Genomic DNA, 26,327 nt, shown 5'->3' with positions numbered 1-26,327 from the left:
TCAATGCTGAGGCGCAGGCCCTGCGGCCTCAGCCGCGGCATGCAGGATACGGGTGAGAATGTCGGTGAGCTGCGGACACAGGATCGCGCATTTCGCGTCGCTCAAGGCGAAGGGCGGCTCTTCTGTGTCGAGATGCGAGGCTTGCGCCAGTTCCATCTGGATGGCGTGGATGCCCATGTCGGGTTGGCCATAATGGCGCGTCGTCCAGCCACCCCGGAAACGACCGTTCAGAACGTCGGTCCGCCCGGTCGCCTGAGTGCCCGCATGGGCCGCGGCCTCAATCTCCGGCGCACAGGTGCGTCCCATGTCCGTGCCGATATTGAAATCCGGCAAAGTGTTCTCGAAGAGCCACGGGATGACCGAGCGGATCGAGTGGCAATCGTAGAGCACCGCATAACCATGAATCGCCTTCACCCGCGCCAGTTCGGCGGCCAGCGCGGCATGATAAGGCGCGTGGAACAGGGCGGCTCGCCGTGCGATCTCAGCCGCATCCGGCTCTTCGCCAGCGCGCCAGATCGGCGTGTTGTCAAACGTGGTGAGCGGCACAAGCCCCGTCGTCGTCTGACCGGGATAAAGCGATTGCCCGGAAGGATCGCGGTTCGCGTCGATGACATAGCGATGAAACGTCGCCTGAACCATCGTCGCACCTTCGATGAGACCATCGTAAAGCGTCTCGATATGCCAGTCGGTGTCGCGCAAAAGCAGGCCTTCGTCGTTCAGCTTGCCCCGAATGTCCTCCGGCACATGGGTGCCGGTATGGGGAAAGCCCAGAACGAGCGGGCTGTCGCCGCGTGTGATCAGAACCGGGTCCATCAAAACACCTCCGGCAGCAAATCATAGACCGGGCGCGCGAGATTGCCGGAATGGACCAGCTCCGCCGCCGCCTCAAGATCGGGCGCCATGAAGCGGTCGTTGGCGACGGCGGCAACGTCTTCGCGCAGGCGCGCTATGGCGGCGGTGAGCGGGACGGAGGTGGTGAGAGGCGCGCGCAACTCGACGCCCTGCGCGCCGGTCAGCGCCTCGATCCCGATGATATGAAACAGGTTTTGCGTCATCTGAAGCAGGCGGCGCGCGCCATGACAGGCCATGGAGACATGGTCTTCCTGATTGGCCGAGGTTGGCGTCGAGTCGACAGAGGCCGGATGCGAAAGCTGTTTGTTTTCGCTCATCAGCGCGGCGGAGGTCACTTCGGCAATCATCAGCCCGGAGTTGAGACCGGGTTTTGGCGAGAGAAACGCCGGCAGGCCGAAGCTCAGCGCCGGGTCCACCAGCATGGCGATCCGGCGTTGTGAGATCGCCCCGATTTCGGCCACCGCAAGAGCGATCATATCGGCCGCAAAGGCAACCGGTTCGGCATGGAAGTTCCCGCCCGACACCACCGCCCCATCCGAGAGGACGAGCGGGTTGTCTGTGGCAGCATTGGCCTCGATTTCCAACGTGGTCGCGGCCTGGCGCAAAAGGTCGAGACAAGCGCCCGAGACCTGCGGGTGGCAGCGCAGGCAATAAGGGTCCTGAACACGCTCGTCATTGTCGGCATGACTCGCGCGAATTTGCGACCGGTCCAGAAGGTCCCGCAGGGTCGCGGCCACTTCCACTTGGCCGCGATGTCCACGCAATGTGTGAATTTCCTCTGCGAAAGGTGCCGTCGACCCCATGGCGGCATCCGTGGACAGCGCGCCGGTCACGATCGAGCTTTGCAAGGCGCGTTCGGCGCGGAACAGCCCGGCGAGGGCAAGCGCTGTGGACACCTGCGTCCCGTTGATCAGCGCAAGACCTTCCTTGGCCGACAGCGTGACCGGCGCAAGTCCGGCGCGGGACAAGGCTTCGCGCGCAGCAAGGCGCTCCCCCTGATAAAAAGCTTCGCCCTCGCCGATCATGGCAGAGGTCATATGCGACAGCGGCGCAAGATCGCCGGAAGCCCCCACGGAGCCTTTCTCCGGAATGACCGGAATGACGCCCGCAGCGAGCATGGCCTGCATCAGATCGACAATATCACGGCGGACACCGGAGGCCCCACGGCCAAGCGACATGAGTTTCAACACCATGATCAGGCGCACAATCTCAGGCGCGAGCGGCGCACCGACGCCGCAACAATGGCTCAGGATCAAATTGCGCTGAAGCGTCGCGACATCCGCGCTGTCGATGCGAATGGAGGCGAGTTTGCCGAAGCCGGTGTTGACGCCGTAGACCGGCGCATTGCCCGCGGCCACTTCCGCGATGCGCGCGGCGGCCCGGTCGATGCCCGGATATGCCGCCTCCGAGAGCACCACATCGGTCGCATTCCAGTAAATATCGGCAAGGGTGCGCAGGGCCACTTGCCCGGGGATGAGCGTTTCAGCCATGGGTGACGGCTCCTTTGAAGATGCGTTTATAAAGGGGATGATGACCAAGACGGCCGACAAGCTGGGCCGGGCGCTCGACATCCCAGATCGCGAGATCCGCTGCGGCGCCGGGTTTCAAAACGCCGATCTCGCCGACCCTGCCAAGCGCCTGTGCGGCGTGAACCGTGACGGCATCGAGACATTCGCGCACGGTCAATCCGAACAGGACCGCGCCCATGTTCATCGTGGTCAAAAGCGACGAAAGCGGCGAGGTGCCCGGGTTGCAATCGGTGGCGAGCGCCATCGGAACGCCAGCTTTGCGCAGTGCATCGACCGGCGGCTTTTGAGTTTCGTTCAGCATGTAATAGGCCCCGGGCAAAAGCACCGCGACCGTACCCGAAGCGGCAATCTGAGCGACCTCGGCCTCGCCCGCATATTCGAAATGGTCGACGGAGAGCGCACCGAATTCGGCGGCAAGCGCGGTGCCGCCCGAGCGCGTAAGCTGTTCGGTGTGCAATTTGACCGGCAAACCAAGCTTGCGGGCCTCTTCGAACAGCGGGCGGATGTCTTCGGCGGAAAAGGCGATGGTTTCGCAAAACCCATCGACCGCATCGACCAGCCCCTCGGCATGGGCCTCGCGCAGCCCGGCGATGGCGACGTCGTGAATATAATCGGTTTTGCTGCCATCAAAATCCTTGGGCATGGCATGCGCCGCCAACCATGTGGTAACGACACGCACGGCGCGAAGATCCTCGATACGGCGCGCGGCGCGCAGCATATTGAGCTCGGCCTCGATGGACAGGCCATAGCCGGATTTGATCTCAAGCGTCGTCACACCTTCGGACAGCAGCGCATCGACCCGGGACATCGACGCAGCGACCAGCGCGTCGGGATCGAGCGCGCGGGTGGCCGCGACGGACGAGACAATCCCACCGCCTGCTTGGGCGATCTCCTGATACGTCGCGCCTTCGAGCCGCATTTCGAATTCGCCGCTGCGGTCGCCGCCGTGAACGATATGGGTGTGGCAATCGATCAGACCCGGCGTCACCAGACGCCCCTCACACTCCAGAATGTCGTGGCCGGTCTCCGCCAACCCCGTGCCGATGGCCGTAATGCGACCGTCCGCGATCGAAATCTCGACGAGACTGGCTGCGTCAAAAGCGAGACGGGCATTTTTCAGGAGGATCGGATCGGACATAGGTTCCCCGCTTGCGTCTTGGTGGTGACTGTTTTTAGAGCTTTGCGCTCATTTTCAATAAGTATATACATATAAAAAGTCACTTGGAAAGACGATTCTTTGTCTTTTCACTCTTCGGCAGAGTCGCACCGGATATAGGAGCAGCGAAACATGATCTTTGCGGACAAGGCCCTCTTGCCAAACGGCTGGGAAAACAACGTTCGGATCGAGGTTCTGAATGGGAAAATCGGGTCGGTCAGTGTCGGCGCTGCGGCCCAGCCGGGTGACACGCGCGTCAGCACGGTGATCGCGGGTATGCCCAATGTGCACAGCCACGCGTTTCAGCGCGGCCATTCCGGTTTGACAGAGATCCGCGGATTAGGACGTGAAAGTTTCTGGACCTGGCGCGAGATGATGTACCGTTTCGCGCTCTCCGTGACCCCCGAGGATGTCGGCATTTTGGCCGAAATGGCCTATGTGGAGATGCTTGAGGCCGGTTACACGCGTGTTGGCGAGTTCCACTATCTCCATCACGGGACGGATGGCACGCCCTATGAAAACCCCGCGGAATTGTCCGAGCGGATTTTCACGGCAGCGGAACACACGGGGATCGCCCTGACCCATTTGCCGGTCTTCTATGCCCATGCCGGCTTTGGCCCACAGGCCCCGGATGCGGGACAGCGACGCTTCATTCATTCCGTTGATAGGTTCATTGATCTCGTCGCCATATGCGAGGCGCGACGCACCCGCCCACAGGATCGCGTCGGCTTTGCCCCGCACTCCCTGCGCGCCACAAGTGCAGACGAACTGACCGCGCTTTGCGCCGCACTTCCGGGGCGAAAAATACATATACATATTGCGGAACAAGTGAAGGAAGTTGAGGATTGTCTGGCCTTTTACGGCCAGCGTCCGGTCGACTGGTTGTTCGACCATGCCGAGGTGAATGCCGACTGGTGCCTGATCCACGCGACGCATCTCACCCCCGAAGAGACCGCGAAAATCGCGGCATCGCAGGCGGTTGCTGGCCTATGCCCCGTCACCGAAGCCAATCTCGGCGACGGTCTGTTTCCAGCGCCTGAGTATCTCGCAGCGGGCGGGCGGATCGCCATCGGCACGGATTCGAATGTTCGGATCGATGTGGCGGAGGAACTGCGTATCCTCGAATACGGTCAACGTCTCACCGCCCGGGCGCGCAATATTCTCGCGCCAGAAGGCGGATCGACGGGACGTCACCTGTTCGAAGCCACCTTGGCGGGCGGAGCGCAGGCGCTCGATGCCCCCACACCGCAGATTATCAACGGTGCCCCGGCCGATCTGGTGGCGCTCTCCGATCCTTTGAACTTGAGAGAGGGGGATGCTGTGCTCGACCGTTGGATCTTTGGCCGCGATGTGTCTCCGAGCGATGTCTGGGCCGCGGGGGTGCATGTCGTGCAAGCGGGACGGCATATTCACCGGGATGCGGTGGAGGCGCGGTTCGCCAAGGTGCTGCGGCGCGTGCTCGCCTGAGCCGCGCCGCATAAGATTTAAACGAGGTCCGGGTCAAAGAATCCGCGCCATGGCCTCAAGAAACTGGTCGTTCTCCCAACCGAGGCCGACCGTAACCCGCAGGAAGTTCTCGAATCCCTCTTGTTTCCAGGGTTTGACGATGACGCCGTGATCTATGAGGCGATCCGCAACATCGCCTGCGGGTTGCCCACAATCGACAAACAGGAAGTTGCCCTTGGACGGCAGGACGCGCAAGCCGAGCGCAGTCAGCCCCTCTTCCATCCGTGTCCGTTCGCGCAGCGTGTCGGCGACGGCATCCCCCATCTCTTCCGTGTGGGTCAGGGCCGCGAGCGCGGCCGCCTGCGCCACTGCATTCGTGTTGAATGGCGTGCGGACCAGGTTCATGGCGCGGATCACGTCGTCGCTGTTGGAGATGCCGTAGCCAATCCGCAGCCCCGCCAGCCCATAGGCCTTGGAGAAAGTGCGTAGGATCAGGAGCGGCTTGTCATGTGTGGCGAGGCGTTCGACCGCCGACGCATAGTCCGGCCCCGCCGCATATTCGACATAGGCCTCATCCAGACAGAGAAGACTCTCGGGATGTTGTGCCGCAAGCAGCGCGTCGAGCTCGTCCGGACCGAGCCAGAGCCCCGCCGGGTTCATCGGGTTGGCCAGAAGCGTCAGCCGCACCGGACGCGCGGCGGCGGCAAGCAAAGCGCCGATGTCGATCTCCCAGGACGGGGTCAGACCGATGCGGGTCACACTGGCCCCCATCATGATCGCGTAATCTTCGTGGAGCGGAAAGGACGGGAAGAGCGTCACCACCTCGTCGCCCGGATTGAGCACGGCCCGCGACATCACATTGAGCAGGTCTTCCGATCCGTCACCAAGGATCACACGGGATTTTTCCACGCCGGTCTGACGCGCGATTTCATCGGCCAGAGCACGGGCGGACGGATCGGGGTAGATGAAGGGGCGTGCAATCGCATCGCGCATCGCGGCCTGAACCGCCGCGTTCGGACCGTGCGGATTTTCGTTCGAGGCGAGCTTGGCGATGCAATGCCCTTTTGCGCGGGCAGCGATATCGTCAACCGTCAATCCTGAGTTATATAATTTAAGGCTGCCGAGTTCTGATCTCGCGGTAAACTTGGGGGATGTCATGGGAAACTCCGTTGACTCAATCGGGGCGATTGTCTATTTTTATGTATAGACATATAATTATGGGACGCAAGGCTGATGCAAGTTGAAAATGGCGGCAATGACGATCTGAGTTTCAATTTTTCGGGGAAAACCGTCTGCGTGACCGGCGCGAGCCGAGGCATCGGGCGTGAAATTGCATTGGCCTTTGCAAGGGACGGAGCGCGTCTCATCCTGACCGCGAGACAGGCAGAGGCGCTGAAGCCTGTCGCCGAAGAAATCCGCGCGCTCGGCGGCGATGCGACCTGCCTCTCTGTCGATCAACGCAGTGTGGACACGATCCGCAGCCAGATCGCGCCACTTGGTCGTATCGATGTCCTGGTGAACAATGCTGGCGTCGAAGAGGTGCGCAATACGCTCGATATCGACGAGGCCCTTTGGGACAAAATCGTCGATACGAATCTCAAAGGCGCTTTCTTTGTCGCACAGGCCGTTGCGGCCAAGATGGCAGGCCTTGGAGGCGGTGCGATCATCAATCTCGCCTCCCTGACCTCTTTTGTCGGCGTGCCTGGAGCGGTGCCTTACAGCGCCTCGAAAAGTGGGGTCTTGGGGATGACGCGCGCCCTGGCGGCCGAATGGGCCCCGAAGGGTATTCGGGTCAACGCCATCGCCCCCGGATATTTTGAAACCGACATGACCAGCGTCTTTTACGAGAACAAGGAATGGGTCGCGCAGATGGTGGCAAACATCCCGGTCGGGCGTTTGGGGCAACTTTCCGACCTGACGGCTGCCGTCGAATTCCTCGCCTCGAACGGCGCGAAATATGTCTGTGGCCACTGTATCGTCATTGACGGTGGATATTTGGCTAAGATTTAGGCAGATCGTGAAGCAGCGATCAGTTTCCGGCGTTTTGCGAAAATAAGTATATACTTTTAAAGTCGGAAGTGCTCTCGTCACCATAACAACAGAATCCGGGGATCAAAATGACAAACCAAATCGCCACACAAAACAGCGCGACACAATCTCCCCGTGAGGTCGCGGTGCGCGCAAGCCATGTGACGATGGATTTCGGCGGCGTTCTGGCGGTGAATGACGCGAGCTTCGAACTGGAAAAGGGGCGTTTTCTGACGATCCTCGGACCGTCGGGCTCCGGCAAGACCACACTTTTGCGTATGATTGCCGGGTTTCAAAAGCAGACCTCCGGTGAAATTACCATCAACGGCAAGGCCGTAGACGCCGCACAACCGCACCGGCGTTCGATCGGCATGGTGTTTCAAAAACTTGCGCTGTTTCCGCATATGACCGCGGCGCAAAACGTGGCCTTCCCGCTCAAGATGCGACGGTTCAACCCGCGCCAGATTGCAGGGCGCGTGGATCAGTTTCTCGATCTCGTCAGGCTTGGCGGCTACGGCGACCGACGGATCAACGAACTTTCCGGCGGGCAACAACAACGTGTCGCCATCGCCCGCGCTCTGGTTTTCGAGCCCGATCTATTGCTGCTCGACGAACCGCTTGCCGCGCTCGACGTCAAGCTGCGCGAAGAGATGCAGCTCGAATTTCGGCGCATTCAGCATGAGTTGGGCGTTACGACGATCAACGTGACGCATGACCAACGCGAGGCGCTCGTCGTATCCGACAACATCATCGTCATGGACGGCGGTCGTATCCAGCAGCAGGCGGAGCCGGTCGAACTTTACCGCGCGCCGGAAAACCCCTTCGTGGCGGGCTTCCTCGGCCTCTCCTCTTTCATCGAGGGGACAGCCACCGCAGATGGCAACATTCAGATCGGCGATCTCATCGTCCAGGGCGAACCCGCAGACGAATTCGCGCCCGGCAGCAAGGTCGTGGCCGCGATCCGCGCCGAACAGATCCGGCTTGCACACGCGCGCGACGCGCTCGGCGGCTGTGACATGACACTCGAGGGCCGTGTGTCCGACACGATCTTTGAAGGCGAACGGCAGATGTATGTGGTTGAGGTCGGGGCGCTCTCAGACGCGACCTTCCGCGTCTATCATCACGATCCCGACAGTTTCGGACTGTTCCATGTGGGCGACACGGTCGCGCTCGGATGGAACCGTCGTGACCTCAAGATCTTCAGCCCTGCGGCATAAGAAAAAAATCAGCCGCGTCCCAACAGAGGAGACTACCCGAATGTCCACGAAATATTCCCGCCGGAGCGTTCTTCGTGCCGGTTTGGCAACCAGCGGAGCGGCCCTGCTCGCCTCGATGCCCGCGAGTCGCCTTCTGGCACAAGAGCCGGAAAAACCGTCCGAGATCATTGTGCGCGCCTGGGGCGGCGAATGGGTAGAATCGCTGAAGAAAGGCGTATCCGACCGGTTCACCGAAATGACCGGCATTGCCGTGCGTCACGACCTGACCGAAGACAACGAGATTCAGCCGAAGGTCTGGGCCGCTGTCGCTCAGGGGCGCATTCCGCCGATCCACATCAACTGGGACACCACCACCAACGCCACCAAATCGGCGCTGCGCAGTGTGACCGAGGATATTTCCGATCTGCCCAACCTCGCCAACACCACCGATCTGGCGAAACCCGTCGGCCTCGAAGGCTATCCGCTCGTCAACACGTATGGCTACGTCTATGTGCTGGCCTACCGCCCGGAGGCCTTCCCGGATGGCGCACCGAAATCCTGGCGCGACCTGCTCGATCCGAAGTTCAAGGGCCGTATCGCGCTCTACAACGACGGGATTGGGTTCCACTTCCCGGCGCAGGTCGCAGGTGGCGGTTCGCTCGAAGATATTCCGGACAATATGGATGCCTGCTGGAGCTTTGTCCGTGAGATGAAAGAGCAGAATCCGCTCTTGGGCGAAGATCCTGATTTCACCACGTGGTTCCAGAACGGCGAAATCGACGCGGCTTGCACCATTTCGACCAACGCGCTGGCGGCCAAGAAAAACGGTGTCGATCTTGCGTGGACCGTGCCGGAAGAGGGCTGCAAATTCGATACCGACTGTCTCTGGATTCCGAAGGGTCTGCCGGAGAATGAGCTTTACTGGGCCAAGCAGTATATCAACCTCGCCCTGTCGCAAGAAAGCCAGCAGATCTGGCTCGACGGTCTCGGACTTCCGGGGGTTGTTCCGGGCCTCACCCCGCCCGAGGGGCTTGCCGGCGATCCGTCCTATCCGACCGAGCCCGCAGATTTCGAACATCTGATCCGGATCTCCTCGGCGGTGCAGGTACAGAACGAAAGCGACTGGTTCGCCAAGTTCAAAGAAATCATGCAGGGCTAAGGCCCGACGCCCCTCAGGATCGGGCTCCCCTCCCGATCCTGTCCAAGGCCGTGCAACGCCTCTTCTCCTTGAGCAATGCGCGGCCATAAGACCCCATCGAGACACCGGAATACCGCAATGCCCGAGACCCCGTCGAAGGACGATCCCCGCGCCACATTCAGATATCCGCTGCGCTGGCGGATCATGGATGCATTGAACAATGGCCTGGACCGCTTCTGGCCCGCCCGCATGACCCCCTACACCGGTTGGGCGCTGATCATGCCTGCACTTTTGCTGGTGGGGCTTCTGGTGCTCGGCCTGTTCCAGATGGCCGGAAGTTCTCTGCATACGCTCGATCGTTCGACCTTCCTGCCGTCCGAGGCCTATACGCTTGCGAACTATCGGACGGTGCTCGAAAGCGCCACCTACGGGCGCGTGGTCACGCGCTCTGTGCTCGCCGCGGGGCTGACGGTCTTCTTCACCCTGCTGCTGGCCCTGCCCTATGCCTATATCATGGTCCGGACGACGAGTTCTTTGGTGCGCAAGGCGCTTCTCGTGGTGCTTTTCCTGCCGTTCTTCATCGGTCAGGTGGTGCGTGCCTACGGGCTTTTGATCATTCTGGGGACGACGGGAGTCGCCAATAACGCGCTTGGCCTCGTCGGGATCGAACCGATCCGTCTTTTGTTCAACTTTCCCGCCGTGGTCTTCGGTCTGGTGCAATATATGTTGCCCTTTGCGGTGCTGATGCTGGCACCCGCTCTGACCGCGATCCCGCGTGAGACCGAAACCGCAGCCTCTTCTCTCGGGGCGAACTGGCTGCAAAGTTTCCGCCATGTGGTTATTCCGATGGCCAAGCCGGGCCTCATCGGCGCCGGGCTTGTCGTCGGCACGCTGGCGCTCACCGATTTCGCCATGCCCGCCATGCTGGGCGGCGGATCGCAGGATTTCATCGCGAATGCCATCTACGACCAGTTCTTCCGCACGGCGGATCAGGGGCTCGGCGCGGCTCTCGCGCTGCTGCTCGTGGTGCTCGGCTCGGTCATCGTCGGGGTCGTCATCTCGATCTTTGGCGCAGGCACACTCGGCATGGGAGGCAAAAAATGACCTCAAGATCGCAACGCATTCTGTTCTGGGCCCTTGTCTGGTTCTGTATTCTCATCCTCTCGGTGCCCACGATCATCGTTGTCGGCGCGTCCTTCACCACCGCCAATATGATCTCCTTCCCACCCGAAGGTTTCACTCTCAAATGGTATGAGAAAATCGCCCTTGCCCGCGACCTCCAGCAGGCGTTCCTCCGCTCGTTGATCGTCTCGACCGTCTGTCTCATCGTCTCCGTGCCTGTCGGCACGCTTGCCGGGCTTGCCCTGTCACGGTTCAAACTGCGCTTTGCGAATGCGATCCAGATCTATCTGCTCCTGCCGTTCACCGTGCCGCTGATCGGCTCCGGCATCGGCATGATGCTGATCTTCGGGGAATGGCGCATTCTCGGTAGCCTCTGGCCCGTGGGCGTGGCGCTGGCCGTGATCAACCTGCCGTTCATCATCTGGTCTGTGTCCTCCTCGGCCGGAGCGCTCGATGGAGATCTCGAACTGGCCGCCTCGAGCTGTGGCGCAGGTCGCTTCGAGACCTTCTGGTTCGTGACCGTTCCTGGCGTCATGCCGGGGATCATCACCGGGGGTCTTCTGATGTTCGTTCTCGCGATGAGCGAGTTCCTTGTCTCGCTGCTCCTGACCGATGCGCGGACGGTGACCCTGCCCGTCCAGATCTACAACAATATCCGTTCCATCATCACGCCTGACCTGGCCGCGGTTTCGTCCGTCTTCGTGATGATCGCGTTGCTCGCGGTGTGGTTGCTCGACCGCCTCGTCGGGCTCGAAATCTTCCTGAAATCAAAATGACGGTTGTCCGGCCCTCGCAGTCGCGACCTCTCTATCGATCTTAACGAAAGGATCTGTCATGTCTGACGTCAACGTTCAAAAACTCGCGGGCCTCGACAAAGCCGAGCGCGCCGCGCTTATCCGCCGGTCCGAAGCCGATCTCTCCTTCTTCCTCGACAAGGTGCAGCCGATCATCGAAGCGGTGAAAACCGAAGGCGACGCCGCCCTCGTTCGTTTTGGCCAGCAGTTTGACGGTGCCGAAGGTCTGACCGCCGCGACGCTTCAGGTGTCAGAGGCTGAATTCGATGCCGCGTTCGATCTGGTCGACGACAAGGTGATCGAGGCCATCCGGTTTGGCATCGGCAACATCCGCAGCTTCCACGAAGAACAGTCCCCCGAGCCGATGTGGCTGAAAGAGGTCCGCCCGGGTGCCTTTGCAGGCGATCGCTACCTGCCGATCAATTCCGTGGCCTTGTACGTCCCGCGCGGCAAGGGGTCTTTTCCCTCCGTCACCATGATGACCGCCGTGCCGGGCGTGGTCGCCAAGGTGCCGAATCTGGCGATCTTCACCCCTCCGGGCAAGGATGGCACTGTCGATGCGGCGACGCTGGTCGCGGCGCGCATCGCGGGTGTGGAAACCGTCTACAAATGCGGCGGGGCTCAAGCCGTGGCGGCGGCGGCTTTCGGCACCGAAACGGTCAAAAAAGCACAAAAGATCGTCGGCCCCGGCAGCCCCTGGGTGGTTGCCGCCAAGCGCCTTTTGGCCGGGATGATCGACCCGGGTCTGCCCGCCGGTCCCTCCGAAGGCATGATCCTGGCCGATGACACCGTGTCGGGCCGTCTGGCGGCGCTGGATCTGTTGATCGAGGCCGAACACGGCCCCGACAGTTCCGCCTGGCTGGTCACCCCGTCGCAGCGCGTTCTGGACGAAGCGCTGGCCACCCTGCCCGAGCTTTGGGCCAAAATGACGCCGCAACGGGTCGAGTTCTCGCAGACCGTGCTGTCGGGGAAATCCGGTGGCCTGATCCTGGCCGAGTCGATGGAGGACGCGATCGCCTTCGTCAACGAATATGCCCCGGAACATCTGGAAATCATGTCGACCAAACCTTTCGACTATCTGGGCGAGATTACCGAAGCCTCCGAAATCCTGATGGGCACCCACACCCCGGTTTCCATCGGCAACTTTGCCCTCGGCCCGAACGCCGTTCTGCCGACCTCCAAGGGGGCCAACACCTATGGTCCTCTGTCGGTGACCGATTTCATTCGCCGCAGTTCGGTCGGCTACGTCACCGCCAAGGGCTATCCCGAAATGGCGGCGGCAGCGAAAACCCTCGCGGAATACGAAGGTTTCTCGTCCCATGCCAATGCAGTCAGCGAGTTGCGCCTCGAGTACCTGAAGGACATGTGATGAAAGCGATCCGTCTCCACGGTGTCGGGGATTTGCGCTTTGAGCAGGTTCCCGCCCCCCTCCCGCCGAAAGACAAAGAAGTCACCCTTTCGGTTTCGGTCGCGGGCATCTGTGGTTCCGACCTGCACAACTACAAGACCGGCGCATGGATCACCCGTGCGCCCTCTGTCGCGGGTCATGAATTCACCGGCACTGTGACGGCCATAGGCCCCGGCGTCGATCACGTCGCCCTTGGGGATCGGGTCGTGGTCGACAGTCGTCATATCTGCGGCACCTGCGACGCCTGTCTCGAGGGTGTGGGACAGGTTTGCTCCTCGCTTGGGTTCCTTGGGGAAGTCATCGACGGCGGTTTCGCCGAAGCCGTGACGATCCCGGCCCGCAATGTGATCAAAGCGCCGGAGGGCGTTGCGGACCGCTTCCTCGCCATGGCCGAGCCGCTCGCTGTCGCGCTGCATGCGTTGATCCTTGTATCCGTGCCGGATGGGGCGGAAATCGTCGTGACCGGCTGTGGTCCCATCGGCGGTCTTGTCACCCTGCTGGCGACCCGGAAGGGGCATCCGGTACGGATCATCGACCAGAATGCCGGGCGCACAACTTTGGTCGCCGAGGCCACCGGCGCGTCCGTGACGACCCTTGAGGATCTCCAAGGCCACCGCTTTCGCTTCGCCATCGACACGACCGGCAACGCGCATGTCATTCGCACGCTTCTTCACACGATCGCCGGAGCGAGCCGCCTCGGATTGGTTGGCATCGGCAAACCCGCAGAGATCATCGATCCTGTGCATCTCGTCGAACGTGAGATCGCGCTGATCGGCTGTCATGCCTTTGGGAACGAATTGGCGGAGATCGCCGCAATGCTTCCCGAGCTCCAGGATCACCTCGATCCCTTCATCGCCGACATCATCGCGCCGGAAGCCGTCCCAGCGACCTATGAGGCGCTCATTGCCGGTGATGCGACCGGCATCAAAACCCTTATTCGTCTGGGAGGCGCAAATGCTCAGTGAACAGGAAAACCTGTCGCGCACGGCTGAAATCCGCGCCATTGCGCGACAGGATACGGCCAGAGCGGCAAGCATGCTGGAAAGCTTCATCGCCGGTTTGTTCGACATCCCCGTGTCGGACTTGAAGATCAATATCGACCAGTATTCGCTGAACTCCCTCAACGGGTTCTTCCGATCCGGAACGCAAGAGTTCTTCTTCAAATTCCATCAGGAAGAAGGAGAAGAGGAGATGACGGGCGAATATTACCGTGCCGATATTTTGTCGAAAGCGGGCCTGCCCGTCGACCAGCCTATCCATATGTCGACCCTGCCGGGGGAACAGTTGCTCGTCTACAAACGGCGTGCCGACCCGCGGTTCTCAGATGTTCTTTTCGAGTTGGACCAGAGGCCCGACGACGAGGCCATTGTTCGGGCCACAGAGGCAGAAGCCGACCTGAACCGGCGCATCCTTGAAATCGCGCGCAGCTCCCTCGTGACGATTACGCCCGAAGAGGCGGCCATGGAACCGATCCATCGGCTTTTCTATGAACGTCTCATTGATCTGCCGGAGGGAACCTATCCGGGCGGGCGGTTCAAGAAATTCTACCACGGCAAGCGTTTTGACTTCCCGAACGGGGTTGCTCTGCAATGGGACGAGATCGCCGATGCGCCGGTGGTCATCAACGGGCTGACCTACTCCCGCACGTTGCAGGAGGCGTTCGATTTCGCCCACGACCGATATACACCAACGCACACCGCAGACGCTGGCGGTATTGTCGCCCATGGCGACGCGCATAATGCCAACGTCTGGTACGAACGTGGCACGGCGCGTGATCGCCTGTCCTTCTTTGACCCTGCGTTTGCGGGCAGCAAAGTGCCCTCTCTGCTGGCCGAGGTGAAATCCACCTTCCACAATGTCTTTGCCCATCCCTTCTGGCTCTACAATCCCGAGATGGCCCAACAGGCCTTTACCGCCAGCGTTCGGTTGGACGGCGGCATTCTGCACTTCGACACCGACTGGCGGCCCAGCCCCGTCCGCACCGCCTTGCTCGACGCCAAGGCGCGTGAATTCTGGACACCGTGGCTGCGCACCCTGAAAGACAAAGACCTGCTTCCCGACGACTGGGAAGATGTGATCCGAACCGGTCTGTTCCTCTCCCCGACACTGGTCATGAACCTCAATGCAGGAGAAACGCGCGACCGGCATAACCCGGTGTCCTCGGCCATCGGCCTCTCGGTCGCACTTTCGGCCGCCTCCCGGCCGGTCGTCGGCGCGGACATGTTCACCGATTTTTTTGACAAGGTCAGACCATCCTGATGTCCCTCGAACGCAAATACCAGAACGTCGACGACTTTGCTGCGGCGGCCCGAAAACGGCTTCCCAAAATCTTCGCAGACTACATCGACGGTGGCGCCTTTTCTGAAACGACCCTTCATCGGAACCGAAAAGATTTCGACCTTTTTGCTCTGCGGCAAAGGATACTCACCCCACTGGCCCCCACACCGGACCTGACGGTCACGGTGGCGGATCGCGTGTCCAAACTGCCGTTCGGTCCGGGACCGGTGGGCTTTCTGGGTCTTTACCGACGCAATGGCGATATCGCCGTGGCTCAGGCCGCAGCCGAGGCAGGTATTCCCTTCGTGCTGTCGACTTTTTCCATCAACGGTTTAGGCACCGTTCGGCAAGCGACAGGTGTGGCTCCGGACTTTCAACTTTATCTCGATGAAGATCCCGAAGTGAACGCGGCCTATCTCGAGTCCTGCAAAGCGCACGGGGTCGAGCGTATCTTCCTGACAGTCGACACCGCCATTACATCTGTCCGTGAGCGCGACGTGAAAAATGGCTTCCGCAGCGTCGACCACATGACCCCAAGCCTTTTGTGGCAATTCATGCAGCGTCCCCTGTGGTCCATGGATTTGTTGATCGGCGGTTTTCCCGGGGTTGAATTGGTCGAAGGCCGCCCGGAGTTCGGTCGTGGCGCCATGGCACAAGCTGGAAATTTGTCTCGTCGTCTCGACAAGAATTTGACATGGGATACGGTCGCGCGCCTGCGCAAGGACTGGTCCGGGCAATTGTTCGTCAAGGGCATTTCCGATCCCGAAGACGCTCAGCGCGCGCGTGATGCGTATGTAGACGGGATCGTGCTCTCCAATCACGGTGGACGGCAACTGGACCACGGACGATCGACCATCTCAATGATCCCCGAAGTCCGTCAGGCTTTGGGTCCATCCCTCGCACTGCTCGTTGACAGCGGGTTCCGCAGGGGAAGCGACATCGTCAAGGCCTTGGCGCTTGGGGCGGATTTCGTGTTGATGGGCCGACCGTTTGCGTGGGCCGTTGCGGCACATGGGAAAGCCGGTGCTGCGCATCTGATCTCCCTTCTGGAAACGGAAATTGAGATCACGCTGAACCTGATGGGGGTGTCGTCAATCGATGAGCTACGCCACGAAGGGCACAACGTTTTACGTGCAAAAACGACAGCCTATGAGACGTTCTCCAAGCTTGACGCATCGGCATCACCGTCCAGCCAAGAGGTCGAACTGTAAAGCGCGAGGGAAATTGCGGGCTTTTTCATTGTTTTCATTAGAGATTTGAGGACAGACGTCTTATCCCGGGTTTTGGTCACAAAGCTTTCCAACACTTCAAACGAAGTGCTTCTGACGGCTCCCATACTCCGCTTTCACATGCCGCCCCGTCCCAAGGTTTTCAACAAGTTTTTTTGTGAGTTTGCCAGTCAGCGCACATGTATCACACCGCATTTTCATACCCCGCGTATTTATACCACCCAGTAAAAGAATATGGGGCAAAGCGAGAGAAACCCAACAAAATGGAAATCTCACCCCAATACACGACAAAGAACGCAAAAGGCCGCCCAAGGCGACCTCTTGAAATCGGATAAAACTGTTCAGTGGCGGAGGAGGTGGGATTCGAACCCACGGATGCTTGCACATCGCCGGTTTTCAAGACCGGTGCATTCGACCACTCTGCCACTCCTCCGCGAGCGATCAGGTACGATCCGCAGAGCCTTAGCGCCCTTGTCACGATTCTGAAACCCGCGATCTGATGCACAGCGCCCCGACATTTGCCGTTTTTCGCCACCCGGTGCACGCAGGGCTTTCCTGTTTCCGGTCGAAACGCTAGACTGCCCGCAAGACGCCGGGGGAGGTGTGTCCCAATGGTCTGACCATGGGGTCCCTTTCACCTTGGCGCGACGATGAGCAGACCGACAAAACCACACATATAAAATCCGTGCCGTCTAAAAGGCACGACGAAGGGGCAAGATCATGCGACAGACAGGGACCGGACAGCGCCTCGCGCTTCTCCTGACCGCCACGCTCGCGCTCGGCGCATGTCAGGACGGGCAATCCTTTCTCGACAGCTTCAAGAAACCGCAAACAGGCAGCACCGCGACGTCGACCTCGACCAAACTGGTGGAACGTGACGTCGAGGCGCCGGATGTGTTTCAGGTCACCGACAAGGGGCTTTGGGACGGGCGTCCGTCGCTCGGCGGAGTCTGGGTCGCACATTCCGACGTGACCGACCCCGAGCGCGTGATCATCCGCAACGAAGCCAATGGAAAATTCGTCATCGGCGCATTGTTCAAACGCGAAGTCACGGCCCCCGGACCGGGGATTCAGGTGTCTTCCGATGCCGCCGAAGCACTCGGCATGCTGGCCGGATCCCCCGCGACACTGAACGTCACCGCGCTGCGCCGCGAGGAAGTGGCGCAAGAGCCGGAAACCGTGGAGACCATAGCGGAAACCGAAACCATCGCCGCAGCGCCGCTCGACGATCCGATCGCCGATGCCGCCGCCACACTCGATGCGCTCGACGCCCCCTCCGCACCTGCAACCCCGGCCACTCCCGCCGCGCCGAAAGCCGCTTCCACACTCGACAAACCCTTCCTCCAGATCGGCATTTTCTCGGTCGAGGCCAATGCCAAGCGCACGGTCGACATGCTCGGCTCGCAGGGCATTGTCGCCATGGTCAAGCCCGGCACTTCGAACGGCAAATCCTTCTGGCGCGTCATCGTCGGCCCCGCCGGATCGAGCGCCGAGCGCAAAGCGCTTCTCGAAAAAGTGAAAAAGGCGGGCTTCACGGACGCCTATGCCGTCACGCATTAAGGGAGGGGGCGTCACGCCCCCTGTCACATGAACCGCCCGAACCATCTGCACGAATAAGGACCCGCCCGTTTCCATGCTGCGCCTTCTTGCCCTCCGCCTCGCCTTTCTCTTGCCCCTTCTGGGCCTCGCCCTGCCCGCCAGCGCCTTTGAAAGCGCCGCGCGGGCCGTCTGGGTCTATGACCTGACCACGCAGACGGTGCTGATGGAGAAGGATGCGCAGACGCCGCTGCCGCCCGCCTCCATGTCGAAGCTGATGACGGTGAACATGCTGTTCGAGGCGCTGCGCGACGGGCGCGTGACGCTCGACACCCGCTTCTCCGTCTCGACCCGGGCGAAAAACATGGGCGGCTCGACCATGTTCCTCAACGAGACCGACCGCCCGACCGTCGAGGAACTCATCCAGGGCATCGTGGTTCTCTCCGGCAATGACGCCTGCGTCACCGTGGCCGAAGGCCTTGCGGGCACCGAAGACAATTTCGCACGGCTGATGAACGAACGCGCCAAGGCGCTCGGCATGAACAATTCGACGTTTGCCAATGCTTCCGGCTGGCCCAACCCCGGCCAGCGCATGTCGGTCGAGGATCTCGGCATCCTCGCCGTGCGGCTCATCACCGAATTCCCGGAATATTACGGTTATTTCGGCGAACAGGAATTCCCCTTCGACAACCGCGCACCGCAGAACCGGCACAACCGCAACCCGCTGTTGCGCCTCGGCATCGGCGCGGACGGGCTCAAGACGGGCCACACCGAAGAGGCCGGTTACGGCATGGTCGGCTCCGCCACGCAAGGCACGCGCCGCGTCGTCTTCGTGATCTCCGGACTCGCGACAGATGCCGACCGCGCGCAGGAAGGAGAGCGCATCGTCAACTGGACCTTTCGCCAGTTCGCCGAAAAAACCGTAGCGGAAAAAGGTCATGAATTCGCCCGCGCCAAAGTCTGGATGGGCGATCAGACCGAGGTGGGTCTCGTCGCGCCCGAGGATGTTTCGATCCTGCTGCCCGGCGCACAGCTTGAAGAGCTGAAGGGCGAGGTTGTTTACACCGGCCCGTTCGAAACGCCGATCACCCAGGGCGACACTCTGGCCGAGCTGGTGATCCCGCGCGAAGACCTTCCCGATGCGCATATTCCGCTGGTGGCGGATCGCTCGATTGCCCGTGGCGGCATCGCTCCGAGGTTGCGCACAGCCTTTCTGGTGCTTAAGGACAAGTTGGAGGGACAAACGGGTCTGGCCGTGTCCGAATAACCAACCGCCACCAATCCTGACGGGAGCGCCATGTTCATCAGCTTCGAGGGCATCGACGGGTCCGGAAAATCCACCCAAGCCCGGCTTTTGGCCGAAACGCTGCGTGAAAGCGGCGTGGATGTGATCCACACCCGCGAACCGGGCGGATCGCCGGGCGCCGAGGAAATCCGCTCTCTCGTGCTCGAAGGCGACCCGGATCGCTGGTCTGCGGAAACCGAAATTCTTCTGTTCACCGCTGCCCGTCGCGACCATCTCGAAAAAACCATCAGGCCTGCGCTGGCCGCTGGCAAGGTGGTGATCTGCGATCGTTTCGCGGATTCGACCCGCGTGTTTCAGGGCGTCACCCGCGGCGATTTGCAGGACAAGGTGAATCGGCTGCATGACGAGATGATCGGCGTCGAACCCGATCTGACGCTTCTGTTCGACATGGACCCGGAGATCGGCCTGAGCCGCGCCAAGGGGCGGCAGACCTCAGAAGAACGCTTCGAGGATTTCGGGCTGGAATTTCAGGAAAAATGCCGCGCCGCCTTTCTGGCGCTGGCCTCCCGTTACCCCCGTTTCACCGTGATTGATGCAGCGCGCGACATCGATGTCGTGGCCGCAGAGGTCGCGACCCTCGTGACCGCACGGCTGGGCGCATGAGCACGCGATCCCCCCAAGCACTCGGCGAAATGGACATGGCGCCCGAGGCGGATTGCGCCCCCGGTGCGCCGCATCCGCGCCAGACCGCCACGCTGTTCGGCCAAACACATGCCGAGGCGGATTTTCTCGACGCGTTCAACTCGCACCGAATGCACCACGCCTGGCTGATCACCGGCCCGCGCGGCGTCGGAAAGGCCACGCTCGCCTGGCGCATCGCGCGGTTTCTGCTCGCTCAGCCGATCGAAGAGGACGGCGGGCTGTTCGGCGATCCGCCCCCCGCCCCCGACACGCTGGAACTCGGTCACGAGCACCCGGTCTATCGCCGCTCCGCACAGCTGGCCGAACCACGCCTCTGTCTGATCCGCCGCGAATGGGACGACAAGAAATCCCGCTTCGGCACGGTGATTTCCGTCGAGGAAGTGCGCAAGCTCAACAGCTTTTTCCACATGTCCGCCACCGACGGCGGGCGTCGTGTGGTCATTGTCGACAGCGCCGACGAGATGAACGTCTCCGCCGCCAACGCACTTTTGAAAACCCTCGAAGAACCGCCGAAACACGCCTTTCTCCTGCTGGTCTCGCACCAGCCCTCCCGGCTTTTGCCCACCATCCGAAGCCGCTGTCGCGAGTTGCGCCTCGGCCCGCTGTCGCCCGAAGATCTGGGCCGTGCCCTTGACGCGGCGGGGTCGGATGCGGCAGACCGCTCGGATGCTTTGGCGGAATTGTCCGCCGGTTCCGTGGGGGAGGCGTTGCGTTTGACCAATCTGGGCGGGCTTGAGGCCTATCATGACATCGTGGCCTTGTTCGCCACCCTGCCCCGGCTCGACCGGGCACAGGCCTTGCGGCTCGCCGAGGCCTGTGTCGGCGCGGCGAACAGCGACCGCTATGAATTGACCCTCGGGCTGATCGACCGTTTCCTCACCCGTCTGGCGCGCACCGGCGCGGGCCGTCCACCGATTGTCGAGGCCGCCCCCGGCGAGGCCGCGCTCATGCTGCGGCTGTCGCCCGACACCTATGCCGCACGCGACTGGGCGGTTCTGCAACAGGAATTGTCGGCCCGTGCACAGCATGCCAAGGCCGTCAACCTTGACCCTGCGGCGCTGATCCTTGATATGGTATTCAAGATCAACGAGACCGCCAGCCGCATCGCCCGCTAAGGCCGACCCGCTCCGGTCCAGCCACGAACGACAGCAGACCATGAGCCTCCCCAAGATCACCGACAGCCACTGCCATCTGGATTTCCCCGATTTCGCCGACGAACTGCCCGAAGTGGTCAGCCGTGCGGTTGACGCAGGTGTGCACCGCATGGTGACGATCTGCACGCGGCTGCGGCAGGTGGATCAGGTCAAGGCCATTTCCGAGCGCTTCGATCCGGTGTTCTGGGCGGCGGGCACGCATCCGATGTCGGCCGCCGAAGAACCGATGGCGACGGTGGACGCGCTTATCGCACTGGCCGAGCATCCGAAATTCGTCGGCATCGGCGAGACCGGACTCGATTACCACTATACGGCCGAAAGCGCGGAGGTTCAGAAAGACAGCCTGCGCATCCACATCGAAGCGTCGCGCGAAACGAAGTTGCCACTGATCATTCACGCCCGCGATGCGGATGCGGATGCGATGGAGATTTTGGGCGAAGAATATCGCAAGGGCGCCTATCCTTGCGTCCTGCATTGCTTCACCGCCTCGAAAAACTTCGCTCTGGCGGCGATGGACTGGGGATTTTACATTTCGATGTCGGGGATCACAGCCTTTCCGCGCTCCGAGGATTTGCGCGACATCTTCCGCGCCGTGCCGCGCGACCGCATCCTCGTCGAGACCGACAGCCCCTATCTCGCCCCCCCACCCCATCGCGGTCGGCGCAATGAACCGGCCTATACGGCGAAAACCGCCCAGCGCGCGGCGGAGACCTTCGAGATGGATTATGCCGAATTCGCCGCGTTGACCGAAGCGAATTTCGAACGCCTCTTCACGAAAGCCAAATTATGAGCGCACGTTTCACCATTCTGGGCTGTGGTTCTTCCGGCGGCGTGCCGCGGATCGGCAATATCTGGGGCGAATGCGATCCACAGAATCCGAAAAACCGCCGCTTACGCTGCTCTGCGCTCATTGAGCGCGACGGCCCCGATGGCACGACTACCGTTCTGATCGACACCGGCCCTGACATGCGCCAGCAATTGCTGAATGCAGGCGTGTCGCGGATCGACGGCGTGGTGTTCACCCATTCGCACGCCGATCACATGCACGGGCTCGATGACCTGCGCCAGATCGTGTTCAACATGCGCGAGCGGGTCAAAGTCTATGCCGACAGCGAGACCGAAAACGATCTGATCGCGCGGTTCGGTTATGCCTTTGTCCAGCCCGAAGGCTCGAACTACCCGCCCATTCTCGACCTGCATGCCATTCGTGGACCGGTCACCATCGACGGCCCCGGCGGCCCGGTCACGCTGACGCCGTTGCAGGTCAATCACGGGCAGATCGACGCCAAAGGGTTTCGCATTGGCGATCTGGCCTATATCCCCGACGTGCTGGAGATTTACGAGCCGACATGGGCGCATCTGGAGGGGCTCGACACGTTTGTGATCGACGCTTTGCGCTACAAACCGCACCCGTCGCACGCGCATCTGGAGTTGGCGCTTCAGTGGATCGAACGCGCCGCGCCGAAGCAGGGCGTGTTGACCAACATGCATATCGACATCGATTACGCGACCGTGGCTGAGGAGACCCCGGATCACGTCACCCCTGCCTATGACGGGATGGTGATCGAGATCACAGGAGACCTTTGATGCAGACGCTGATCGAGGTCATCCTTCCGGTCTTTCTCGTCATCGGCTATGGCTATCTGGCGCGCCGGCAGGGCTGGGTCAGCGACGAGATGGTCGACAGCGTGATGAAATTCGCCCAGAATTTCGCCGTGCCGCTGTTGCTCTTCTCCGGCATCGCCAAAATGGATCCCGGCCAGAATTTTCACCCGCCGATCCTGATTTCGTTTTACGCAGGCGCGCTCTCGGGCGGGCTGTTTTGCTTTCTTGGTGCCCGCTACCTGTTTGACCGCGACCTGACCGATGCCGTTGCCATCGGCTTCATCGGCCTCTTTTCCAACTCGCTCCTCCTCGGCATTCCGATCACCGAGCGCGCCTATGGCGAGGCCGCTCTGGCGGGGAATTTCGCGATCATTTCGATCCATTCGCCCATGCTTTACGCCATCGGCATCGCCGCGATGGAGATCGCACGGACCCGCGGGCTGGGCCTGTCCGGCTTTGGCCTGATGCGGCAGATCGCGCGCTCCGTGCTGCGCAACCCTATGATCCTCGGCATCATCGCAGGCTGGATCGTCAATCTCGCGCATATCCCTCTGCCCGCGCCGGTCTGGGATGCGGTCACGCTGATGACCAAGGCCGCGATCCCGGCGGCGCTTTTCGGCCTCGGCGGCGTCTTGTTGCGCTACAAACCCGAGGGCGACATGCGGATCATCGTCTGGGCGGTCTTCGCCTCCCTCGTCCTGCACCCGGCGATTTCCTATGGTCTTGGGCATGTCGTCTTCGGCTTGCCCACACCCTCTCTGCGCTCCGCCACTCTGACCGCCGCCATGGCGCCGGGGGTGAACGTCTATCTATTCGCCAATATGTACGGCGTGGCCAAACGCGTGGCCGCCTCGTCGGTTCTGATCGGGACGGCGCTTTCGATCTTCACCATCTGGTGCTGGCTCGCGATTCTGCCCTGAGACAGGATCAAGCCCACCGACCGTTCGACCTCACGCGCTTTCAGATAGGGCCGCGCGCTTGGACCATAGAGCCCGGTGGCCACATCGCTTCGCGCGGGCGCACGCAAAATACCTTCGAGCGCAGGGAAAAGACCGAAGAGTTCGGCCTTTGCCACGCGGTCGAAACCGGACAGGGCGAAACGCCCCGGATAGAGGCTTTCGGACAGGGTATTGTTGGCGATGAGCGTGGCGTGGCGCGGCAGAAGCAGGTGGTGATAGGTCACGCCCGCTTTGCCCTTGGCCCTCCCTTTGGCCTTGCCCAGCGCACGCCGGACGCCGCCCACGCCGAAACGTTCAAGATGGGTGGCACGCGCAAACACCCGCTCCCCGCTTTGCGGATCGGGCACAACAAGACCATGCTGCGGAGACACCCAGAGATCGCCCCGGTTGCCCAATGTACCGTCCCGGATGACGATGGGCAAAAGCTCCGGCTGCGCTTTCAGGATTTCATGGCCCAGATGCCGCTCCCCGTGCCAGAGGATCGGTTGCGGCCCGGCCTCAAGCGTGACCACAAGATCGCCCGCGCGCAGCTCTTCGATCCGCCGCTCACCCGAGGGCGTCATGATCCGGGTGCCGGAACAGAAACAGGGAATGCCCATGGCGTAGCGTTCGGCCCCGCTGTCGACCTGGCTTGGTGCAACCCCCAGGAGCGTCAATGTTTCGCCATTCGGGAAGCTCAGAACCGCATTGCCGGAACCGTCATCGGAGACCGAGACATCCCAGGTGCTGATCGGATTGCCCAGCGCGTCCGTCAGCCCGGAGACGTCGAGCTGATCGTCATAGAAACCGTCGCTGTCGGTATCGGTGAAATCCCAGTCTGTGATCGTATCGTTGCCGAACCCGTCCAGAAGAACAATCGTATCCGTCCCGCTGCCCGTGGCGATCACATCGTCGCCCGAACCGCCGGTGATCGTGTCGCTGCCCGCACCCCCGTCGAGCGTCAGCCCCGAACCATCGGCGGAGGCGTCGATCGTATCGTCGCCGGAGCCGCCGGTGATGGCCTCGATATTGTCGAAGCTGACCGTGTTGGAGCCATCGGTGACGGTGCCGTCTTCCCAGCCCGTGAAGGTGACGGTGATGTCGGTCGTGACATTGGAGAAATCGAGCGTGTCGAAATCCGTGCCGAGCCCACCGCCGTAGACGGTGTCGGCACCCCAGTTGTCGTAGTAGAGGAAGGTGTCCTGACCGCTTTCGCCCCAGAGCACATCGGTGCCAGCGCCGCCGATCAGCGTATCGTCACCGACACCGCCGTAGATCGTATCGTTGCCCTCACCGCCGTCGAGCCAGTCATCGCCTGCCCCGCCGTCGATCGTATCGTCACCCGCACCACCCTCGACATAATCGCCGCCGAGCCCGGTTGAAATCGTGTCCGCCCCGTCGCCGCCGTAGACTGCGTCATTGCCGCTGCCGCCGGTGAAACTGTCGTCGCCCGCGCCCAAATCGTAGGTCGCGCCGGTCGCATCCGCGGAGGCATCGACCACATCGGACTCGCTCGTGAGGTTGAACTGCTCCATCGAGTTACCGGAGCCAGAAGCCGTGGTGCCGTCGAGCGTATAGTCAAAGGCATTGTCACCCGAGAAGGTCAGCGTGACGCCGGTCGAACCGCTCGCATAGGTAAAATCGACCGTATCCCAGTCTTCGTCACCGTAGATATAGTCGACCTCGCTGGTCTCGACGATATAGAAGGTGTCGTTGCCCGTCCCGCCCGAGATCGTGTCCGTGCCTGAACCGCCATAGAGCTGGTCGTCGCCCTCTTCGCCCATAAGGAGATCGTCGCCCGCCTCGCCGAACAGGACATCATTGCCCGCCCCGCCATAAAGCTCGTCACCCTCAGTGCCACCATAGAGCCAGTCGTTGCCAGTGCCACCCCAGATCAGGTCATAGCCGTCGCCACCATAGATCGTATCGTCGCCCGCATCGCCGTAAAGTTCGTCGTCGCCGCCTTCGCCATAGATCGTGTCGTTATCGTCGCCGCCATAAACCTCGTCATCGCCGCCCCCGGCCCAGATCGTGTCGTTGCCTGCCTCGCCGTAGAGCGTGTCGTCATAGACGTAGGTCGACCCGGAAACGTCATCGATAATGTCATCGCCTGCGCCGCCATAGACCGTGTCCCCGTTCGACTGGACCGCACCGCCCGCGCCATAATAGATCGAGTCATTGCCATCGCCGCCTTCGATCCAGTCATCGCCGCCACCGGCGTTGATCGTGTCGTCGCCCGCGCCTGCGATGATCTCGTCGCTATAGGCGCCGCCCTCGTAATATTGTCCGAGATCCGGGTCGTAGCTCGGCCAGGCGAAGCTGGAATAAGAGGGGTTGGCATCCGCCTCCCCGATGGCTGTCACCTTGTATTCCACACCGGGGACAAGCTCGGGGCTGGAGAGCAGCCCGACAATCGTGCCGTTGATCTCGACGGTGTAGACGGTGAAGGTGTTGCCATCGCCATCCGACAAGGTGATCGACTGTTCGAGGTAGATGCGCCCCGACGCGACCGTCCCGCCGCTGGAATTCGTCACCGTCGCCGTCTGATTGCCATCGTCGCCCTGTTCGTTGAAGGTGTGATCTCCGCCGAAACCGCCCTCGTCATCGCTGATGGTCAGGGTGTGGTAATCGGTCGAGGCATCGAACCCGCTGTCAAGCGACAGGTATTCCCCGACGGTGACAACCCCATCGCCGCCAGAATCCATGATATCCCCGGGGATATAACTTTTGAGCGTATATGTCGTCATGAACCTATGTGCCGCAACGCGGGCAAAGCCGCTTTAACCCGGTTGCGACTCTAGGCTTTCGCACCTTCCAAATGGTGAATGCGGCAAAGATTTCATCTCGCATTTTAGAAAAATCCCGTGTGATCGATCACGTCACAGGCTTTGTCACCGGAAACAAAATCTTGTCCTTTCCAAGAGTTACATCAGGAAGCTTCGCAAGAAATTCCACAACGGCAATAGATTTC

The 26,327-nt window shown here is 61.4% G+C and carries 22 protein-coding genes and 1 tRNA gene; 17 read left to right on the top strand and 6 right to left on the bottom strand.

Features of this window, described 5'->3' with window-relative positions; translation table 11 throughout:
* Genes hutG through hutI form a run of 3 tightly spaced genes read right to left on the bottom strand, consistent with a single transcriptional unit; the run spans position 1 to position 3,519 of the window.
* A complete protein-coding gene (gene hutG / locus V1471_RS03275) occupies positions 1-813 on the bottom strand; it encodes an N-formylglutamate deformylase (protein ID WP_434286878.1) in 813 nt (270 codons plus the stop codon).
* Positions 813-2,342: a histidine ammonia-lyase gene (hutH, locus tag V1471_RS03270; protein ID WP_434286877.1), complete on the bottom strand. Its 1,530-nt coding sequence runs from the start codon at positions 2,340-2,342 to the stop codon at positions 813-815. The genes hutG and hutH overlap by 1 nt, the downstream gene beginning before the upstream one ends.
* Positions 2,335-3,519, bottom strand: coding sequence for an imidazolonepropionase (gene hutI, locus V1471_RS03265; RefSeq protein WP_434286876.1), 1,185 nt, complete (start codon positions 3,517-3,519; stop codon positions 2,335-2,337). Before hutI ends, hutH begins: the two co-directional genes overlap by 8 nt.
* A 150-nt stretch (positions 3,520-3,669) precedes the next feature.
* Here hutI and V1471_RS03260 point away from each other — a divergent pair, with 150 nt between their 5' ends.
* Positions 3,670-5,004 carry a formimidoylglutamate deiminase gene (locus tag V1471_RS03260; RefSeq protein ID WP_434286875.1) on the top strand — a complete coding sequence of 445 codons (1,335 nt, stop codon included), beginning with the start codon at positions 3,670-3,672 and terminating at the stop codon, positions 5,002-5,004.
* Positions 5,005-5,037: 33 nt separating this feature from the next.
* Here V1471_RS03260 and hisC read toward each other — a convergent pair whose 3' ends face one another.
* Entirely contained in the window at positions 5,038-6,141 is a 1,104-nt protein-coding gene (gene hisC, locus V1471_RS03255; protein ID WP_434286874.1) for a histidinol-phosphate transaminase, read from the bottom strand.
* 75 nt (positions 6,142-6,216) lie between these two features.
* Here hisC and V1471_RS03250 point away from each other — a divergent pair, with 75 nt between their 5' ends.
* The 9 genes from V1471_RS03250 to V1471_RS03210 all read left to right on the top strand — a co-directional run bounded on the left by V1471_RS03250 (position 6,217) and on the right by V1471_RS03210 (position 16,157).
* Positions 6,217-6,993: an SDR family NAD(P)-dependent oxidoreductase gene (locus V1471_RS03250; protein WP_434286873.1), complete on the top strand. Its 777-nt coding sequence runs from the start codon at positions 6,217-6,219 to the stop codon at positions 6,991-6,993.
* Between the two features lie 107 nt (positions 6,994-7,100).
* Positions 7,101-8,228, top strand: coding sequence for an ABC transporter ATP-binding protein (locus tag V1471_RS03245; protein WP_434286872.1), 1,128 nt, complete (start codon positions 7,101-7,103; stop codon positions 8,226-8,228).
* 40 nt (positions 8,229-8,268) lie between these two features.
* The gene (locus V1471_RS03240) at positions 8,269-9,366 is read left to right on the top strand and encodes an ABC transporter substrate-binding protein (RefSeq protein ID WP_434286871.1); all 1,098 of its coding nucleotides are present in this window, start codon (positions 8,269-8,271) and stop codon (positions 9,364-9,366) included.
* Between the two features lie 117 nt (positions 9,367-9,483).
* The gene (locus tag V1471_RS03235) at positions 9,484-10,449 is read left to right on the top strand and encodes an ABC transporter permease (protein ID WP_434286870.1); all 966 of its coding nucleotides are present in this window, start codon (positions 9,484-9,486) and stop codon (positions 10,447-10,449) included.
* Positions 10,446-11,243 carry an ABC transporter permease gene (locus tag V1471_RS03230; RefSeq protein ID WP_434286869.1) on the top strand — a complete coding sequence of 266 codons (798 nt, stop codon included), beginning with the start codon at positions 10,446-10,448 and terminating at the stop codon, positions 11,241-11,243. Before V1471_RS03235 ends, V1471_RS03230 begins: the two co-directional genes overlap by 4 nt.
* Before the next feature lie 58 nt (positions 11,244-11,301).
* A complete protein-coding gene (gene hisD / locus V1471_RS03225) occupies positions 11,302-12,630 on the top strand; it encodes a histidinol dehydrogenase (protein WP_434286868.1) in 1,329 nt (442 codons plus the stop codon).
* Complete coding sequence (locus V1471_RS03220) at positions 12,630-13,634, top strand: zinc-dependent alcohol dehydrogenase (RefSeq protein WP_434286867.1); 1,005 nt, start codon at positions 12,630-12,632, stop codon at positions 13,632-13,634. The genes hisD and V1471_RS03220 overlap by 1 nt, the downstream gene beginning before the upstream one ends.
* Positions 13,624-14,928, top strand: coding sequence for a hypothetical protein (locus tag V1471_RS03215; RefSeq protein WP_434286866.1), 1,305 nt, complete (start codon positions 13,624-13,626; stop codon positions 14,926-14,928). The genes V1471_RS03220 and V1471_RS03215 overlap by 11 nt, the downstream gene beginning before the upstream one ends.
* Positions 14,928-16,157 (top strand): alpha-hydroxy acid oxidase, encoded by a 1,230-nt coding sequence (locus V1471_RS03210; RefSeq protein ID WP_434286864.1) that lies wholly within the window; start codon positions 14,928-14,930, stop codon positions 16,155-16,157. The genes V1471_RS03215 and V1471_RS03210 overlap by 1 nt, the downstream gene beginning before the upstream one ends.
* A 363-nt stretch (positions 16,158-16,520) precedes the next feature.
* Here the strand turns inward: V1471_RS03210 and V1471_RS03205 are convergent.
* Positions 16,521-16,608 (bottom strand) — tRNA-Ser (locus V1471_RS03205).
* Positions 16,609-16,895: 287 nt separating this feature from the next.
* Here V1471_RS03205 and V1471_RS03200 point away from each other — a divergent pair.
* The 7 genes from V1471_RS03200 (at position 16,896) to V1471_RS03170 (ending at position 23,338) form a co-directional block, all read left to right on the top strand.
* The gene (locus tag V1471_RS03200) at positions 16,896-17,735 is read left to right on the top strand and encodes an SPOR domain-containing protein (protein WP_434286863.1); all 840 of its coding nucleotides are present in this window, start codon (positions 16,896-16,898) and stop codon (positions 17,733-17,735) included.
* A gap of 73 nt (positions 17,736-17,808) precedes the next feature.
* The gene (locus V1471_RS03195; protein ID WP_434286862.1) at positions 17,809-18,978 is read left to right on the top strand and encodes a D-alanyl-D-alanine carboxypeptidase family protein; all 1,170 of its coding nucleotides are present in this window, start codon (positions 17,809-17,811) and stop codon (positions 18,976-18,978) included.
* 30 nt (positions 18,979-19,008) lie between these two features.
* Positions 19,009-19,620, top strand: coding sequence for a dTMP kinase (gene tmk, locus V1471_RS03190; RefSeq protein WP_434286861.1), 612 nt, complete (start codon positions 19,009-19,011; stop codon positions 19,618-19,620).
* On the top strand, positions 19,617-20,774 hold the full coding sequence (locus V1471_RS03185; RefSeq protein WP_434286860.1) for a DNA polymerase III subunit delta': 1,158 nt from the start codon (positions 19,617-19,619) through the stop codon (positions 20,772-20,774). Before tmk ends, V1471_RS03185 begins: the two co-directional genes overlap by 4 nt.
* A gap of 40 nt (positions 20,775-20,814) precedes the next feature.
* Positions 20,815-21,603 (top strand): TatD family hydrolase, encoded by a 789-nt coding sequence (locus V1471_RS03180; RefSeq protein ID WP_434286859.1) that lies wholly within the window; start codon positions 20,815-20,817, stop codon positions 21,601-21,603.
* A complete protein-coding gene (locus V1471_RS03175; RefSeq protein WP_434286858.1) occupies positions 21,600-22,400 on the top strand; it encodes an MBL fold metallo-hydrolase in 801 nt (266 codons plus the stop codon). Before V1471_RS03180 ends, V1471_RS03175 begins: the two co-directional genes overlap by 4 nt.
* Positions 22,400-23,338 carry an AEC family transporter gene (locus tag V1471_RS03170; RefSeq protein ID WP_434286857.1) on the top strand — a complete coding sequence of 313 codons (939 nt, stop codon included), beginning with the start codon at positions 22,400-22,402 and terminating at the stop codon, positions 23,336-23,338. The genes V1471_RS03175 and V1471_RS03170 overlap by 1 nt, the downstream gene beginning before the upstream one ends.
* On the opposite strand, the gene V1471_RS03165 is transcribed toward V1471_RS03170, so the two are convergent.
* Positions 23,224-26,061 carry a Hint domain-containing protein gene (locus tag V1471_RS03165; protein WP_434286856.1) on the bottom strand — a complete coding sequence of 946 codons (2,838 nt, stop codon included), beginning with the start codon at positions 26,059-26,061 and terminating at the stop codon, positions 23,224-23,226. The two genes, V1471_RS03170 and V1471_RS03165, sit on opposite strands and share 115 nt — an antisense overlap.
* Positions 26,062-26,327 lie beyond the last annotated feature (266 nt).

The organism is Celeribacter sp. SCSIO 80788 (assembly GCF_051054295.1).
GTDB lineage: Bacteria > Pseudomonadota > Alphaproteobacteria > Rhodobacterales > Rhodobacteraceae > Celeribacter.
This window is presented reverse-complemented; position numbering and strand designations above follow the sequence as displayed.